Here is a 15,410-nt window from a genome sequence, read left to right on the forward strand (position 1 = left end):
GCCACCAGCTCCGCCCCGTACGCCCAAGAAACCCTAGAAGGACAGAGAACAGATGAGTCTCCAGCCGGGTGACGCCCTTACTTCACACAATTTCGGCCTCCAGATCGACGGTGTGATGGTCGAGTACCTCGCGGAGGTCAGCGGCCTCAGCATCGAGCAGGACGTCATCGAGTACCAGCAGGTCTCCTCTCAGGGCATCCCCGTCACGAAGAAGCTGCCGGGTGTGAAGAAGGCCGGCACCTGCACGGTCGTCCGCGGTATGACGCAGTCGGCGGCCTTCAACCAGTGGATCACCGAATCCGTCGCCGGTCAGATGAGCACCGCCCGTAAGAACGCCACCATCATGGTGATGGACTACATGAACAACCCGGTCAAGCGGTACAACATGCGCAACGCCTGGTGCAGCAAGATCGACACCAGCACCGTGAAGGCCGGCGAGGCGTCCGCGCTCACCGAGACCGTGACGATCACCTTCGAAGAACTGGTCATCGAGTAATGCGCCGTTCGGCTCCCAGGGCGGCGGCCACGGCCGTCGCCGAACCGGAGCCGGAGCAGACCGCTGCTCCGGCTCCGGCCCCGGCTGCGGCCGCGCAACCGCTGCGCACCGAGTTCGAGTTCGAGCTGCCGCGCGGGTACGTGGACGACTCCGGCACCGTGCACCGGCACGGCGTGATGCGGCTCGCCACCGCTCGCGACGAGCTGGTCCCCCTGCGGGACATGCGGGTGCAGGAGAACCCGGCGTACCTGTCGGTCGTGCTGCTCGGCCGGGTCATCACCCGGCTGGGCACACTTCCGCTGGTGCACGACGGGGTGGTGGAGAACATGTTCGCCTCGGACCTGGCCTTCCTGCAGGACTTCTACCGTCAGGTCAACGCGGAGGGCCACACCCGTGCCGCCGTGACCTGCCCGCACTGCGAGGAGCCGTTCGAGGTCGAACTCGGCGGGAGCCGCCTGGGGGAATCGTGACGTACGCGACCGACCGCATCCAGGAGGAGATCGCGTACATCGCCTATCACTTCCACTGGAGCCTGGAGACCATCCTGGATCTCGAACACCGCGACCGGCGCGGCTACACGGAACAGATCGCGGCACTCGTCAACCGCGGCGCCGGAGAAGGGTGACACGGCGTGGGGCTTTTTGATCGGCTGCGGAGCGGCGGGGGCGGCGGACCCGAGCGGGGAGCTGGCAGCGGTTCCGCCGCCGTGTCCGCTTCCGGACCGGCGGGCGCTTCGGCTCCGGCCGGCGGTACGGATGCCGGGGTGAGCGATACGTCCACGGCGGGCGGTGCGGGGCGGGGAGCCGGTGCGCGTGTGGTCCGGCCTGCCGCCTGGCCCGCGCTGCCGCCGATCCAGCGGGCCACGGACCGGCCGGGCTCCGTCGCCGACGCCGGGTTCGGCGGTCGGCTGACGACCTGGCAGAACCCCTCCTTCACCGGCACGCTGTCGCACGCCGTCCTCGACGGCGCGCCCGGCGGACTGGTCAAGGGCCTGCTCGCCGCCCCGGTGGGACCTGCCTCCGGGCTCGAACTCCCCTCCCTCTCCCTGCCGGTGGCCTCGCCCGTGGACTCGGACGAGGAGACCGGAGCGCTGCCCGTGCAGCGCATGAGTTCCCCGGTGGCGGCCCTCGGGCCGGCCGGTCCACGGGTGACGCCCGCCGCTCCCCGGGCCACACGCCCGACTTCACTGACCAAGGCACCGGCCAGACCCGCGGTACAGCGGCGGGCTCTACCGGCGATGAAGCCGTCCGCACCATTGCCGTCCGCGCCTTTGCCGTCCGTACCGCAGCCGCCGTCGACGCCCGCCGTCACCGTCCCGGCTACCGGTGACGGCGGCAGTGACGATGCCAGTGGCAGTGGCAGTGGCAGTGGCAGAACGTCGGTCGGTTCTGCCACTTCGATGAGTACTTCCCGGACATCGGACGCCGCTCCCCGGGCTTCGGCTCCCGCCGCCATGCTCCCGGGTTCCGGGACACCGGCTGCCTCCGCCGGCCCAGTCGCGCCTCCCGTCTCCGTGTCGCGATCGCGCGACGGTTCTGCCGCCGGGTCCGATCTTCCGGTCCAGCGGAGTACGTCGGGCGGTTCCGGACGTACGGGGCCGGGGGCGCCGTCCGTTGGGGACGGGCCGTCGGCCGGGACGTCCGTACCGGTGTCCCCCCTCGCGGCAGCACCGACGGCCTCGGCGGCACCGACCGCTCCAGGGACTCCGGTGACTCCGGGCGGCAGCCCGACTGCGAGTGCCCCGCGTCGACGCTCGGGGCTGGGCGCGCCCTTGTCCGCCCCGCCTTCGAACGCGATGCCGGTACGACGTCCGGTGCAGCGTGCGGCGGGAACCCCAACGGGACGACCGGCCGCACACAGCGGTGCGACGACTCCCCCGGCTCCCTCCGCGACGACGTCTCCCAGGACGGCGTCCCCTGAGCCAGGGATGCCACCTTCGGGATCGTCGTCATCAGGTGCGGCACCGTCTCGACGGGAGATTCCCGAGGCGGGAACCCTGTCCGGGGACCTGCCTGTTCAGCGTGCGGTATCGACCCCGGCTCCGGCTCCGGCAGGTTCCGCCGCGTCAGGGGCGGCCACGGTGGGCAGCCCTGTCGTACAGCGGGCCGTCGTGGCAGAACCTCGCGCTCAGGAACGTACGAGTGCGGTGGCGGGCACGGCGCAGAGCCCGGCGGGCAGTGGGCCCGGCGCCCCCCGGCCGGACGGTGGTGCGGAGCAGGTCGCTCCCACCTCTCCGCCGTCGCCGCGTCCACCGGTGCGCCCGCTCGCTCCCTCACGCGCACTGACCTCGCTGCTGCCCTCCACGCCGCCTGCCGCCGCCGTGCAGCGCCGTACCGCTCCCGTGGCCGTACCGCTGCGGCGCGCCACAACAGCCGACAACGGCCGGAGCGGGTCCCGTTCCGGCGTCTTTGGCGGTGGCTCCGCGAGTGGCCCGTCGGCGGGGCGTGCCGACGGGCCCGGGTCGGCAGGAGCAGCCGGCCCGACCGGGGGCACGTCCGTCGCCCCCGGTGGGGCCGCAGCCGGAACGGCCCCGACCCCGACCCCGGGCTCGGTGCTGGCACCGGCACCGGCCGTACAGCGTTCCTCGGCAGCCGGGGCCCCTTCCGGACCTGGCGGCAGTCCGGTACCCCGTCCGGTACGCCGATCGCCTGAGGCACCGGGAACGGCACCTTCGTCGACCAGGGCGCCTGGGTTGCCCGGTGGCACCAGCGGCACCAGCGGCACCAGCGGCACCAGCGGCACCAGCGGCACCAGCGGCACCAGCGGCATGGTGCGGCGGGCAGTGTCGCACCCGTCGGTCGGCGGGCCCGTCGCAGGTACCCACGGCGGTCCGGCGGCGCGAGGCCCCGAGGTTCCCGGCGCCGGTGCTCCAGTCCTCCGGCGCCTTGCCACCGTTCCCCTTGCTCAACCCGGCACCGTTGGGAGCGGCCCATCGGCGCGACGTGGTTCGGCCTCCGCAGGCCCTGCAAACCCGTCGACGCCGAGCTCACCGACAGCAACTGTCCCCGCGATACAGCGCGTTGCCTCCTCGGCGCCCTCGGCGCCCTCGACGGCTTCGACGGCTTCGACGGCTTCGACGCCACTGCCCCGTGCGAGTGCGTCACGGGCAACACCCACGAGTGCCGCGGGGCCGCTCGCACCTCGCGCATCTGTGCCGACTCCAGCTCCAGCTCCAGCTCCAGAGCATTCCGGCATCGCCCGTACGAAGGTCGCCGGGGCCGCCGTGCCTCCCGTGCCCCCTGTGCAGCGCTCGGCGGTTCGGCAGCCCGAGACCTCGGCACCCGCATCCCCGCCCCAGATGTCCGCGAAGCAGCACCGCGCTCCTGGCCCCGATGCCACGACCCCACGCCGTCTCGGCCTCGGTGCCCCCGTCGTCCAGCGAGTCGCCACCGAGCCCGCTCCGCCGCGGCAGGCACCCGACACACCCGCCGTTCAACGCTCGACGGCTCGCCACACCCCTGCGCGCCCGCTGCCCGCCGAAGGCGTGTCCCCCGGTCTCACGCCCCCAGCGACGCACAGCGCAGCCCCCGCCCCCGTCGTACAGCGTTCCTCCACTCCGAACACGCCCATGCCTCGCCCGTCGGACGGACTCCCCCTCCCGACAGACCCGGCGCGACCGGCACGCCCGACGCCACCGACGCCACCGATTCAGCGCATGACCTCGACGGCCCCAGCGCAGCCAACGCCCTCAGCGCCCCCGACGAGTTCCGCGAGCCCCACCCCCAAAGCGGCCGTCCCCCTCAACGCAACCCCCGCCGCCCCGCCCGTAGCCCTGCCGGTACAGCGCTCCTCGGCCGTACCTCCCGTACCTCCCGTACCTCCCGTACTTCCCGCACCCCCCGTACTTCCCGCACTCACCGGCACCATCACCGCACCTGCCACCCCCGTCGTGCCCCCAGCACTCCTCTCGGTCCAGCGGGACGTCAACCCGACGTCCCCTCCCGCGTACTCACCCGCCTCGCCGCCGCCACCACCGCCGCCTCCTCCGAGCGACCCCCCGCCCCCGTACTCCTCGATCGAGCCGCCCCATCGGCCACTGCCCTCGCACGCCGAGCGCGAAGAGGCCCCGCCCGCGTACACCCCCGTCGATTTCGATCCCCGGTCCCTGACCCAGGGGCAGGTCGACGAGCTGACATACAAGATGGCCGGGTCGATCACCCGCTTGCTGCGGACCGAACTCCGCCTCGAACGGGAGCGGATCGGCAAGTTGCGCGATCCCCGTCGCTGACCTCCACCACCCCGTACGACACGACACCCCAAGAAAGGCCGATCCCCGATGGCCACCGATCGAGACCCGGGCTCCACCATCTTCTTCACCCTCACCATCGACGGCGAGAGCCTCGGTTACTTCAACGGGTGTGAAGGACTCTCGTCGCAGGTGGAGATCGAGCAGCGCCAGGAGGGCGGCAACAACGGGTTCGTGTGGCAGCTTCCGTCCCGCGTGACCTTCTCCAACATCCGGCTGACCCGCCCGCTGACACCGGACACCGCGAAGGTCGCGGCCTGGGTGTCCTCCGTGACCACGGGGGTCAAGCGGCCGACCGCGCAGATCGCGGCGCTGCGCGCGGACGGCTCGGAGGTGGCCCGCTGGGGTCTGCTCGAGGTGCTCCCGGTCAGTTGGCAGGGGCCCTCCCTGGACCCGGCCAGCCCGGCCGTGGCCACGGAGGTGCTGGAAATCACCCACCACGGGTTCACGGACTAGGGAACGGCGAAGAACATGGCAGGCAAGTCAGGAAAGGGCGGGGCGGGCAAGAGTCTGGTGAGGGCCACGCTGGCCATTCACGAGCCGCCCATCGGCCGCAGCACCACTCCGGGCGGGTTGATCAAGACGTTCAACTTCGACTTCAACCCCTCGACGCTCTCGCTGAGCCGTCGCGCCCGCTGGAAGACCACCCCGACCGCGGCCGTACGGAAAGGCTCTCTCCCGGAGTTCATGGGGCCCGAGCCCCAAGAGATGACCGTCGAGATCTTCCTCGATTCGTCCGACGACCCGACCAGCAATTCGGTGCTGAAGAAGGTCGAGTCGCTGTTCTCCTGCTGCGAGGTGACGGAGAAGAGCATCGCCGCCAAGCAGCCGTCCACTCCGTGGGTGGTGTTCCAGTGGGGATCGTTCTCGACCGCGCGGTTCACGGCGTACGTCAGTTCGGTGGACGCCAGTTACTCCCTGTTCGGCACGACGGGCGTGCCGATCCGCGCCACCTGTCAGGTGCATCTGCACGAGATCCCCAGCAAGACCAAGGGGCAGAACCCGACGTCGGGCGCGCTCACCGCACAGCGTGTGCACCGGGTCGTCGCGGGCGACTCGCTGCAGTCGCTGGCGTGGCGGGAGTACGGGGACGCGGCGGCCTGGCGGGCGATCGCCGAGGCGAACGACATCGACGACCCGAACCGACTGTCGAACGGCACCGAGCTCGTGCTGCCCGCCGCCGAAGAGGTGGGTTTCTGATGGTCCAGCCTTCGTACTCCAACGTCGTCCACGTGACCGTGGACGACAATCCGGTCCCGGAGAAGATCGCCTCCGACCTCGTCGGCTGCTGGGTCGACCTCGGGGCGGGGGTGCCGGCCGCGTTCCGGCTGACCTTCCGCGACCCGGACCGGCTGGTGCTCGGCGAACTCGGCATCCAGTGCGGCACCCCGGTGACGCTCGCTCCGGTCGCGGACGGCCAGGGCGCGGCCTCCCCGCTGCTGACCGGCGAGGTGACCGGCATGGAGACCGACTACGACGGCACCGGCACCTTCACCGTCATCCGCGGCTACGACATGGGCCACCGTCTGATGCGCCAGCGCAGGGTCGCCGCGTACCGCAACCAGACGGCCGCGGACATCGCGAAGAAGCTGGCCACGATGAACGGCATTCCGATCGGCAAGGGGAAGGGCGGCATCAAGCCCACCACGACGGTCTACGAGTTCATCAGTCAGGCCAACGTGACCGACTGGGACTTCCTCGCGCGGCTGGCCGACGAGAACGACGTGGTCATGTCGCTGGACTCCGAGGGGAAGTTCCAGTTCGCCAAGGCCGACCCGGCCTCCACCGCGCCGCCGACCAGCACCCCCGGCGACAAGAGCCCCTTCGTCCTGCAGGGCGGCATCGACATCCTGCGCTGCCGGGCCGCGGTCACCTCCGCCGACCAGGTCGCCAAGACCGAGGCACGCGGCTGGAACATCACGACGAAGAAGAAGCTCACCGCCACGTCGCCCGCCACGTCCAACGACGGCTTCGCCATCGGCACCACCCCGCAGAAGACGGCGCAGAAGTTCAAGACCGCCAAGCTGGTCGAGACCGACACACCCTTCGACCGCCTGGCCGAGGTGAAGGTCGCCGCCAAGGCCCTCGCCGACGACGTGACCTCCTCCTTCGCCGAACTGGAGGTCATGGTGTTCGGCAACCCCAAGCTGCGTCCCGGTGTTCCGGTCACGCTGACCGACGTGGGCAAGCCGTTCGAGGGCAAGTACACGGTGACGTCCGTGCGGCACGTCTTCGGCTACGACGAGCACTACCAGACCTGGATCACCGTCAGCGGCCGGCAGTGGCGCTCCCTGTACGGACTCACGTCCGGCGGGGGCACCGCCACCGCGCCGAAGCTGCCGAGCGTGGCCAACGCCCTGGTGACGAATGTGCAGGACCCGCTGAAGCAGGGCCGGGTCAAGCTCCAGTTCCCCTGGCTGGACGACGCGTACGAGAGCGACTGGACGCGAACCGTGCAGCTCGGCGGGAAGGGCGGCGGCGGGGTGTTCCCGTTCGACGTCAACGACGAGGTGCTGGTGGCCTTCGACCGTGGTGCCCTGGACCACCCGTTCGTCATCGGCGGCCTCTACAACGGCAAGGACAAACCGACCGTGGTCAGTGACGTACCACTGCACGACGGGCTGAAGAAGCAGGCGATCCGGCACACCCTTTCCGACCGGAAGGGCAACCGGGTGGACCTGCTCAGCCAGCAGACCGGTGCCCGCAAGCAGGGGGTGCGGATCGCCTCCGGCAACGACAAGCTGATCATCAATCTCGATCGCACGAAGACCGAGATCACCGTGGACAGCAAGGGCTCCGTCACCATCAAGGGCTCCCGGTCGGTGTCGGTCGAGGCCGGCACCGACCTCACCCTGAGCGCGCGCCGGAGTCTGACCATCAAGAGCGGCGGCCCGCTCAACATCGAGGGCCGCGGCCTGGTCAACCTCAAGTCGCTCGGCGGTGCGGTCACCGTCGACGCGATGGGGGCGCTCAGCCTCAAGGCGGTGGGCGCCGCGACGCTCACCGCCGGCGGCAGCGTGCAGGTCAACTCCATCGCGAATGTGGGCATTCGGGCCATCACGCTCGCCTTGCAGGGTGTGGTGCTGGTCAACAACAAGCCGTATCCGCTGCCGTGACGGCCGGAACGTTCTTCAGGAGTAGGCGGGTGGCCCTCTGATGGCCGAGCAGTTCGTTGGATCCGGCTGGGCGTTCCCCCTGCGCATCGGTCCCACCGGTGGCATCGCCATGGTCAGCGGGGAGCGGGAGATCGAGGAGGCCATCCGGCTGGTGCTGGCCACCGCGCCGGGCGAGCGCCCGATGCGGCCCGAGTTCGGCTGTGCCATCCACGACCTGGTGTTCGCGCCGGTCAACGAGGCGACGGCCGGCCGGATCCAGCACGAGGTGTACACCACCCTCGACCGCTGGGAGCCACGGATCGAGGTCAACGACGTCGAGGTGACGGCGGGCCCCGACCAGGGCGTGCTCTTCATCGACGTGCGCTACTCGATCCGCGGCACCAACAACCCGCGCAGCCTGGTCTTTCCGTTCTACGTCATCCCCTCCCACGAGGAGCCCGACGCCTCCGGCGCGGGCAACTCCCTTGAAAGCGACCGCTGATGGCACTGCCCTCCCCGAACCTCGACGACCGCCGCTTCCAGCAGTTCGTCGACGACGCCAAGCGCTACATCCAGCAGCGCGCCCCCGAATGGACCGACCACAACGTGTCGGACCCGGGCGTCACCCTCGTGGAAACGGTCGCCCACATGGCCGACCAGATCGTCTACCGGCTCAACCGCGTCCCCGAGAAGAACCACCTGGCGTTCCTCGACCTCGTCGGCATCACGCTGTTCCCGCCCTCGGCCGCCCGGACGGACCTCACGTTCTGGCTGTCCGCGCCGCACGAGGAGCCCATCGTGCTGCCCGTGGGAACCGAGGCCGCCACCGTGCGCACCGAGAGCGAGGAGGCGGTCGTCTTCGCGACCGAGCGCGAACTGACCGTGGTTCCCTGCTCGTTGGGTCGTCTCGTCGTGCAGCAGAGCGGTGGTGCGGTCACCGACCGGACCGCCGATCTCGCCGAGGGCAAGGACGTGCTGTGTTTCGCGGAGTCGCCGAGCCCCGGTGACTGCATGCTCCTCGGCCTCACCGCCGCCGTACCGCACTGCGCGCTGGGCCTGGAGCTGGACAGCCGGGTCGACGGTGTCGGTGTCGATCCGCGGCAGCCGCCGCTGGTCTGGGAGGCGTGGACCGAGGACGGCTGGGCGGCCTGCGAGGTGGACCGGGACGGCACCGGTGGTCTGAACCGGCCCGGTGAGGTGGTCCTGCACGTGCCGGGCGGCCACACCCTGTCGCGCACCGGAGGCCAGGAGGCGGGCTGGCTGCGCTGCCGGGTCACCGAACCGCTGTCCGACCAGCCCTTCTACACCACGTCTCCGACCATCCGGTCCGCCGACGCGTTCACCCTCGGCGGGACCACCTCGTCCATCCACGCGGAGACCGTCCAGGACGAGGCGCTCGGCGAGTCCACCGGTCTGCCCGGGCAGCGGCTGCGGCTCGCCCACTTCCCCGTCGTGGGCGACACCCCGCCGGTGTTGTTGCAGACCGCCGAGCGCGACGGCTGGGTCGACTGGGACGTCGTCCCGCACTTCGCCGCGTCCGGTCCCACCGACCGGCACATCACCCTGGACGCGGCGACCGGCGAGATCGCCTTCGGACCCGCCGTCCGCGAACCCGACGGCACGATGCGCCAGTACGGGACGGTGGCGCCCAAGGGGGCCGTGATCCGCGCCCGCCGCTACCGCACCGGCGGCGGCCGGGCCGGGAACGTCGCCCGGGGCGCCGTCCAGGTGCTGCGCAGCTCGGTGCCGTACGTGGCCGACGTCGTCAACCGGGAGGCCGCCCGGGGCGGCGTCGAGGGCGAGACGGTCGAGGAGGCGAAGACCCGGGCTCCGATCACGCTGCGCGCCCAGGAGCGGGCCGTGACCCTGCGCGACTACGAGGAACTGGCCCGGCGCGCCGCCCCCGAGACGGCCCGTATCACCTGTCTGGAGGGCGAGGAGGGCGAGCACGGCGCCTACGCGGTCCGTGTCCTGGTCGTCCCGCAGGCCGTGCCCGACCCCGGCGGACGGCTGCGCTTCGAGCAACTCGTTCCCGGCGACTCCCTGTTGCAGCGCATCACGCGCCACCTCGACGAGCGCCGGCTGATCGGCACCCGGCTCGCGGTCGGGCCGCCCTTCTACCAGGGCGTCACCGTCGTCGCCACCGTGCACGCCTTCCGCGGGGTGGACACCGACCGGGTGCGCCGCCAGGCCCACGACGCGCTCTACCGCCATCTGGACCCGCTCACCGGCGGCGCGGACGGCACCGGCTGGCCGTTCGGCCGGCCCGTGCAGGCGGGCGAGGTCTTCGCGGTGCTGCAACGTGTGCCCGGCGTCGAACTCGTCGACGCGGTGCAGCTCCACCCCGCCGACCCGCTGACCGGCAAGCGCGGCGACCCGACCGACCGGATCGACCTGGAGGCCCCTTCGCTGGTGTTCTCCTTCGACCACCGGGTCCGCGTCATCGGAGACGGCTCATGAGGGGCTCCATCGACGGCCTGGAGTCCTCGGCGCCGATCGGCGGGATGCTCCCCGCGGTCTTCGCCGACGACGACCTGGCGCTGCGTTTCGTCGCGGGTCTCGACGAGGTGGTCGCGCCGATCCTGCTGGCCCTCGACTGTCTGCACACCTACTTCGACCCGGCGCTCGCACCGGCCGACTTCGCCCGCTGGCTGGGCACCTGGGTCGGCGCCGAGGTCGACGGCACGGAACCGGACGCGCGGCTGCGCGCGGCCGTCGCCGCCGCCGCGTACCTGCATCGCGTACGAGGCACCCGCCGCGGCCTGTCCGAAGCGGTACACCTCGCCTTCGGTGTCGAGCCGGAGATCACCGAGAGCGGCGCCGCCGCCTGGGACCCGCGACCGCTCGGCCCGGTCCCCGGCGACCGTCGCCCCCGGCTGCACGTCACGCTCCGGCTGCCCGAGCCGACCCCGGCGGACGAGTACCGGCTGGAGAACCTCGTGGCGGCCGCCCGTCCCGCCCACATGCCCTACACGGTCCAGGTGACCGCCGCCGAAAGGATCCCCGAGAAATGACCACCCAGACCCCAGGCACCGGCCCCGGGCGCGCCCCGGCCTGCGCCGAGTGCGGCACCCGGGCGGAGCCCGGCCAGTCCTTCTGCGACGCCTGCGGTGCGGTGCTCGACTGGGCCGGGGACCCGGCTCCGGCGGGGGTCGCGGCCCGGACCCGCCGGCCCGCGGCTGCCGCCGACGAGGCGGCGCCGAGGGCCGGCGACCAGGGCTCCCGGGCGGCGGGATCCGCCGGGTCGGCCGAGGGCGAGCCGGGCTGGGACGCGTTCGCGCGACCGGGCGCCGGTACGGGAACGGCTCGTACGGCGCACGACGCGGCGTCCGGAGCCGGCGGGCGGCCGACGCCGGACGCCATCGCCGTCGCGGACGCGGACGCGGACACCGTGAGCGCCGACAGGACGGGTGCCGCGCGACCCGCCGACGGCCCGGACGAGGACGGTGGAGTGGGCGGTGGGCCGGCCGGACCGGACGCGTCGGCCCCTGGTGCGCCGGTGTTCGGTGACGCGGCGCGTCCGAGCCCTATGAGCGACGACACCGCGCGTCCCCACCCGGCCCCCGTCGCCGCCCACGGCTCCGTACCGGCCGCTCCCGCGCGGCCGGACGAGACCGCGGCCACCGAGCCCCTGCCCTCCGCCGCCCCCGACCGGGACTCCGCGGCCGAGCGGGCCAGGTCCCTGCTGGTGCCGGTGGCGGACCCGGAACCGCGGGTCGCGCCGTCGGTGACACCCGTACTGCCCGGCCGCCCCGCGGCGAGCCGCCCGCAGGTCCGTACCCCGGTCGCGGAGCCCGGTGCGGACGGGGGTGTGCCCTGTCCCTGGTGCGCCACTCCCAACCGGCCGGACCGGCACTTCTGCGGGCGTTGCGCGCTGTCGATGGCCGGGGAGCGGCAGGTGCCGGGCCGGCTGCCCTGGTGGCGCCGGGTGCTCAACTCCCGCAACGGAGAGGTGCCGTGGGCCGGGGACCGGCCCCGACTGCGGCGGGGCTTCGGACGCGTCATGAACTGGGTGGTCGGCGCGGTGGTGCTCGGCCTGCTGGTGTTCGCCGTGATGAACACCGGTACGGCCGTGCAGGCGGTGAAGGACCACTTCGCCAAGCGGGTCCCGGTCGGCCCGGACCACGTGAAGGCGTCCCGTTCCTTCGGCGGTCACGGCGCGGGGCTCGCCTTCGACAAGCTCAACAACACCTGGTGGGGACCCGGCGTCTCGGGGGCCGCGGACGGCGAGTGGCTCGAGGCCCGCTTCGAGCAGCCCACCCGGCTGCTGGACGTGATCATCACCTCGGGCACCTCCAACCACGCGGACCAGCTCACGAAGTCGGCGCTGCCGCACCGTATCGAGGCCCGGATCACCACGGCGAACGGCAAGACGAGCACCCGCTTCCTCACCCTCGACCAGGTCGCGGGCCCTCAGCAGCGCAAGTTCCGCGTGGGTGATGTCACGGCGGTCCGTTTCATCATCCGCTCGGCCTATGGCACGGCCAGGGACAAGCAGGTCTCCATAGCCGAGATCGAGTTGTTCGGTCCCTCGAGCGCCAACGACTCGTAGGGACACCGACGGTTCGTGGGGAAGGTGCCATTCCTTGGTCGGGTGGTTCCGGTTCTGGCCGAACTGGGAGGATGAGTCCCGCGGCACCACCGCGGCCTTACCGTAGAGGGAAGGCACCAGACCCGAGGAGAAGCACTACCTGTGCACGACGCACCCATCTACGCCCAACTGATCTCCGAACGAGGGGACATACCCCTGCAGGTCCGCAACGAGGCCCGCAGAATCCAGCGCGAACTCGAATGGATCCTCAACAGGGATCCCTCGTCGGGCGGTCTTCACCCGAGACCGCCCGGCGCTCCGGGCCCCGGCCCTCGCGCGCTGCCCCCGTCTCTTCCTCCCGGGAACAGCTCCACCGGCTGGCTTTCCTGACGGGACGTCCATACCCGTGTACCGCCCGGGTGGGAGCGCGCCGCCGTCCCCAGGGAACGGCGGCCGCTTCACTCCGTCACTCGTCCACCACCGCACCGAACCGGGCGCACGCGCCGTTGCGGTACGGGAACCTCGGGTCAGGTCGTCGAGGACGGGCCGTCCTCCGGCTCGTTCCCGTCCCTGTCCTGCTGTTCCGGGGTCCGCCGGTAGCTCTGGAGCTCCAGCAGTCCTTCCGTCTTCTCCGAACGCCCCCCGGACTTCTGGTCGCCCGCGTTCTGACCGTTCAGGTTCTGGCGGACCGAGTCCAGGATCGTCAGGCCCTGGGCGACCAGCCCGGCGGCGATCTCACCCAGGCCGTCCGCGCCGTTCAGGACGTTGACGTTGGCGCCGGCGAGACCGCCCGCGGCCTCCTTCACGATCAGCGGGAGCTGGTCGATCAGCATCCGGTCGAGCGCCACGCGGTCGTGCGAGGCGGCGGCCTCGGCCTGGATCTTCATGCGTTCCGCATCGGCGATGGCGAGCACCTTGATCCGCTCCGCCTCTGCCTCGGCGGGCTTGACGATCTCGGCGACGAGCTGCTGCTGACGCAACTGGGCCGCCCGCTGGGCCAGTTCGGTCTGCGCCGCGAGCACCTCCTGCTGGGCGTGCGCCTGCGCCAGCGGTCCGGCCTGGGCGGCCTGCGCCTGGGCGCGGTCCACCTCGGCCGAGTACTCCGCCTTCACGATCGCGGTCTGGCGGGCGTACTCGGCCTGGTTGCGCGCGGCCACCTGCTCCGCCTCGACCGAGGCCTGGGTCGCCTGGGCCTGCGCGATCTGGGCCTGCCGCTGGATGGCGGCCTTGTGCGGTGCGGACATGGCCGCGATGTAGCCGGTGTCACCGTCGTCGATCGACTGGATCTGCAGCGAGTCCACGATCAGACCGATCTTCGCCATCTCGACCTTCGAGGTGTCCAGGACCTCCGCGGCGAGCTTCTGCCGCTCGGTGACGATCTCCTCGACGGTCATCGAGCCGATGATGGCGCGCAGGTGACCGGCGAAGATCCGGCCGGTCAGCACCGACATCTGTTCCTGGTCGGAGAGGAAGCGCTGACCGGCGTTGATGATGCTCTCGGTGTCGTTGCCGACCTTGAAGGCGATGACGGCGCGGACATGCAGCGCGATGCCCTGCCTGGTGACACAGGTCTCGGTCACCTCGGCCTCGCACATCGACAGCGTGAGGAAGCGGGTCTTACGGAAGACGGGCAGCACGAACTTTCCGTGCCCCGTGACCACCCGGAACGGCGCGCCCCCCAGTCCCCGCCTGCCTCCCGAGATCAGCATCGCCTCGTCGGGAGCGGGAACGCGGTAACCGAACATCCTGTTTCTCCTTAACCGGCGTCGACGGAATCGCCGTCCAACGCGTCCAGCGGATCGACCCAGCGGATGACGTCGACCTCACGGCATCCTCTGGATTCGACCACGAGCACGGTCGCCCCCATCGGCAGGGGCTCCTGCGACCAGGCAAGGAAGGTCTCGGATCCGCCTCTGACCCGCACGAGTATCTCGCCGGGACCGGCGGTTCCCCGTGTGCCGATGAGCAGCTCCCCGGTACAGCCGATCACGGCCTCGTCCTGCACCACTGTCGGCCGCCTCCCCATTTCTCTGGTTCTGCTTCCGACCTTAGACCTCCCCCACCTCGGACGCCTACGCTCCCGTCGCCGCCGGTGCCACTCCCCGCGTGCGGACGCTCAGCTCTTGGTGAACCGGTAGGTCTTGCTGTCGGTCAGGACACAGAAGCCGGGCGACACGACGATCACGCGCAGTGTGCCTGTGCGCCGGTCGTAGTCGATGCCCTCGGCCTCGAAGGTGCCCGAGCAGGAGCTGCGCAGCGGGAGCTGACGCAGGGCGGTGACATGGCCCGTCACGTCGCCGCTGCCACTGGGGGCGGCGGACAGGTCGATCTGCAGCAGCGGCTTGGTGATGCCGAAGAGGGTGCCCGCCGGGTCGTCGGAGGAGCACAGCAGCTGGGTCGCGGTGACGAAGTCGCAGCCCTGTACGTCACGGACGGCGTGGTCGAGGTTGATGGTGGAGGCCTGCGGGAGGTTGGCCGAGGGGGAGGTGCTCGGGTTCACGCCGGGGGTCGGGAACACCAGCAGCCGGGTCATCGTGCCCCACTCCCCCGACACCATCCACTGGCCGTCAGGGGAGATGGTGTCGAAGGAGTTGTTCAGCGCCTCGCCGGGGCTCAGCGCGTGGACGTACTCCGACCAGGCCCCGCCGGGCGCCTGCACCCGGTACATCTTGGAGCTGCCGGAGTCGCTCTGGTACGGCTCGACGTAGTAGCCGTTGTAGGAGGCGTCCGGGTCGCCGACGTGGTTCCAGCCCCGGCTGCTGACGCCGATCGGGATGGTGCCGATCCCGGTGTAGTGGTTGGGGCTGCCGGCCGGGACCTCGACCGAGGTCAGGCCCTGGCTCTCGGTCAGCGGGTCGGCGCGGTCGGAGCCCACCTCGGTCCAGGTGTCGGCGGCCGAGGCGGGTGTGGTGACGGAGACGGACAGCACGGCGGCCGTGGCGAGGGTGACGAGTCCGGCCAGGACCGCGTGACAACGTTGCCGGGCGGGCATGCGCATGAGGTGCTCCTCGGTGGGGGGTGCGGTTTCGGCGCACAGTCTGG

At 71.6% G+C, this 15,410-nt stretch carries 14 protein-coding genes; 11 read left to right on the forward strand and 3 right to left on the reverse strand.

The window, feature by feature from the left end; translation table 11 throughout:
* The first annotated feature begins 52 nt into the window (after positions 1 to 52).
* From ACIRA5_RS20390 to ACIRA5_RS20440, 11 genes are all read left to right on the forward strand, one after another.
* Positions 53 to 496: a phage tail protein gene (locus tag ACIRA5_RS20390; RefSeq protein ID WP_054230236.1), complete on the forward strand. Its 444-nt coding sequence runs from the start codon at positions 53 to 55 to the stop codon at positions 494 to 496.
* Complete coding sequence (locus tag ACIRA5_RS20395) at positions 496 to 966, forward strand: hypothetical protein (protein ID WP_403692522.1); 471 nt, start codon at positions 496 to 498, stop codon at positions 964 to 966. The genes ACIRA5_RS20390 and ACIRA5_RS20395 overlap by 1 nt, the downstream gene beginning before the upstream one ends.
* On the forward strand, positions 963 to 1,121 hold the full coding sequence (locus ACIRA5_RS20400) for a DUF6760 family protein (RefSeq protein ID WP_095856654.1): 159 nt from the start codon (positions 963 to 965) through the stop codon (positions 1,119 to 1,121). The genes ACIRA5_RS20395 and ACIRA5_RS20400 overlap by 4 nt, the downstream gene beginning before the upstream one ends.
* Positions 1,122 to 4,385: 3,264 nt before the next feature.
* Positions 4,386 to 4,724: a hypothetical protein gene (locus ACIRA5_RS20405; protein ID WP_403692524.1), complete on the forward strand. Its 339-nt coding sequence runs from the start codon at positions 4,386 to 4,388 to the stop codon at positions 4,722 to 4,724.
* A 48-nt stretch (positions 4,725 to 4,772) separates the two neighbouring features.
* The gene (locus ACIRA5_RS20410) at positions 4,773 to 5,198 is read left to right on the forward strand and encodes a phage tail protein (protein ID WP_403692527.1); all 426 of its coding nucleotides are present in this window, start codon (positions 4,773 to 4,775) and stop codon (positions 5,196 to 5,198) included.
* Between the two features lie 15 nt (positions 5,199 to 5,213).
* Positions 5,214 to 5,942, forward strand: coding sequence for a LysM peptidoglycan-binding domain-containing protein (locus ACIRA5_RS20415; protein WP_403692529.1), 729 nt, complete (start codon positions 5,214 to 5,216; stop codon positions 5,940 to 5,942).
* A complete protein-coding gene (locus tag ACIRA5_RS20420) occupies positions 5,942 to 7,858 on the forward strand; it encodes a VgrG-related protein (protein ID WP_403692531.1) in 1,917 nt (638 codons plus the stop codon). The genes ACIRA5_RS20415 and ACIRA5_RS20420 overlap by 1 nt, the downstream gene beginning before the upstream one ends.
* A gap of 40 nt (positions 7,859 to 7,898) precedes the next feature.
* On the forward strand, positions 7,899 to 8,339 hold the full coding sequence (locus ACIRA5_RS20425) for a GPW/gp25 family protein (protein WP_392928104.1): 441 nt from the start codon (positions 7,899 to 7,901) through the stop codon (positions 8,337 to 8,339).
* On the forward strand, positions 8,339 to 10,297 hold the full coding sequence (locus ACIRA5_RS20430) for a putative baseplate assembly protein (protein WP_403692534.1): 1,959 nt from the start codon (positions 8,339 to 8,341) through the stop codon (positions 10,295 to 10,297). The genes ACIRA5_RS20425 and ACIRA5_RS20430 overlap by 1 nt, the downstream gene beginning before the upstream one ends.
* Positions 10,294 to 10,851, forward strand: coding sequence for a phage tail protein (locus ACIRA5_RS20435; protein WP_403692537.1), 558 nt, complete (start codon positions 10,294 to 10,296; stop codon positions 10,849 to 10,851). The genes ACIRA5_RS20430 and ACIRA5_RS20435 overlap by 4 nt, the downstream gene beginning before the upstream one ends.
* The gene (locus tag ACIRA5_RS20440; RefSeq protein ID WP_403692539.1) at positions 10,848 to 12,389 is read left to right on the forward strand and encodes an NADase-type glycan-binding domain-containing protein; all 1,542 of its coding nucleotides are present in this window, start codon (positions 10,848 to 10,850) and stop codon (positions 12,387 to 12,389) included. The genes ACIRA5_RS20435 and ACIRA5_RS20440 overlap by 4 nt, the downstream gene beginning before the upstream one ends.
* Positions 12,390 to 12,895: 506 nt before the next feature.
* Here the strand turns inward: ACIRA5_RS20440 and ACIRA5_RS20445 are convergent.
* From ACIRA5_RS20445 to ACIRA5_RS20455, 3 genes are all read right to left on the reverse strand, one after another.
* Complete coding sequence (locus ACIRA5_RS20445) at positions 12,896 to 14,113, reverse strand: SPFH domain-containing protein (RefSeq protein WP_403692541.1); 1,218 nt, start codon at positions 14,111 to 14,113, stop codon at positions 12,896 to 12,898.
* 11 nt (positions 14,114 to 14,124) lie between these two features.
* Positions 14,125 to 14,376 carry a hypothetical protein gene (locus ACIRA5_RS20450; RefSeq protein ID WP_266424424.1) on the reverse strand — a complete coding sequence of 84 codons (252 nt, stop codon included), beginning with the start codon at positions 14,374 to 14,376 and terminating at the stop codon, positions 14,125 to 14,127.
* A 108-nt stretch (positions 14,377 to 14,484) separates the two neighbouring features.
* The gene (locus ACIRA5_RS20455) at positions 14,485 to 15,366 is read right to left on the reverse strand and encodes a hypothetical protein (RefSeq protein ID WP_352047181.1); all 882 of its coding nucleotides are present in this window, start codon (positions 15,364 to 15,366) and stop codon (positions 14,485 to 14,487) included.
* Positions 15,367 to 15,410: the final 44 nt, after the last annotated feature.

The sequence above is a fragment of the Streptomyces sp. NPDC096311 genome, assembly GCF_044763085.1.
Classification (GTDB): domain Bacteria; phylum Actinomycetota; class Actinomycetes; order Streptomycetales; family Streptomycetaceae; genus Streptomyces.

Coding starts and splice junctions, on each gene's coding strand:
- ACIRA5_RS20445 (WP_403692541.1), bottom strand. CDS start 14,113: ATGTTCGGTTACCGCGTTCCCGCTCCCGACGAGGCGATGCTGATCTCG.
- ACIRA5_RS20390 (WP_054230236.1), top strand. CDS start 53: ATGAGTCTCCAGCCGGGTGACGCCCTTACTTCACACAATTTCGGCCTC.
- ACIRA5_RS20420 (WP_403692531.1), top strand. CDS start 5,942: ATGGTCCAGCCTTCGTACTCCAACGTCGTCCACGTGACCGTGGACGAC.
- ACIRA5_RS20440 (WP_403692539.1), top strand. CDS start 10,848: ATGACCACCCAGACCCCAGGCACCGGCCCCGGGCGCGCCCCGGCCTGC.
- ACIRA5_RS20430 (WP_403692534.1), top strand. CDS start 8,339: ATGGCACTGCCCTCCCCGAACCTCGACGACCGCCGCTTCCAGCAGTTC.
- ACIRA5_RS20455 (WP_352047181.1), bottom strand. CDS start 15,366: ATGCGCATGCCCGCCCGGCAACGTTGTCACGCGGTCCTGGCCGGACTC.
- ACIRA5_RS20410 (WP_403692527.1), top strand. CDS start 4,773: ATGGCCACCGATCGAGACCCGGGCTCCACCATCTTCTTCACCCTCACC.
- ACIRA5_RS20395 (WP_403692522.1), top strand. CDS start 496: ATGCGCCGTTCGGCTCCCAGGGCGGCGGCCACGGCCGTCGCCGAACCG.
- ACIRA5_RS20415 (WP_403692529.1), top strand. CDS start 5,214: ATGGCAGGCAAGTCAGGAAAGGGCGGGGCGGGCAAGAGTCTGGTGAGG.
- ACIRA5_RS20425 (WP_392928104.1), top strand. CDS start 7,899: ATGGCCGAGCAGTTCGTTGGATCCGGCTGGGCGTTCCCCCTGCGCATC.
- ACIRA5_RS20435 (WP_403692537.1), top strand. CDS start 10,294: ATGAGGGGCTCCATCGACGGCCTGGAGTCCTCGGCGCCGATCGGCGGG.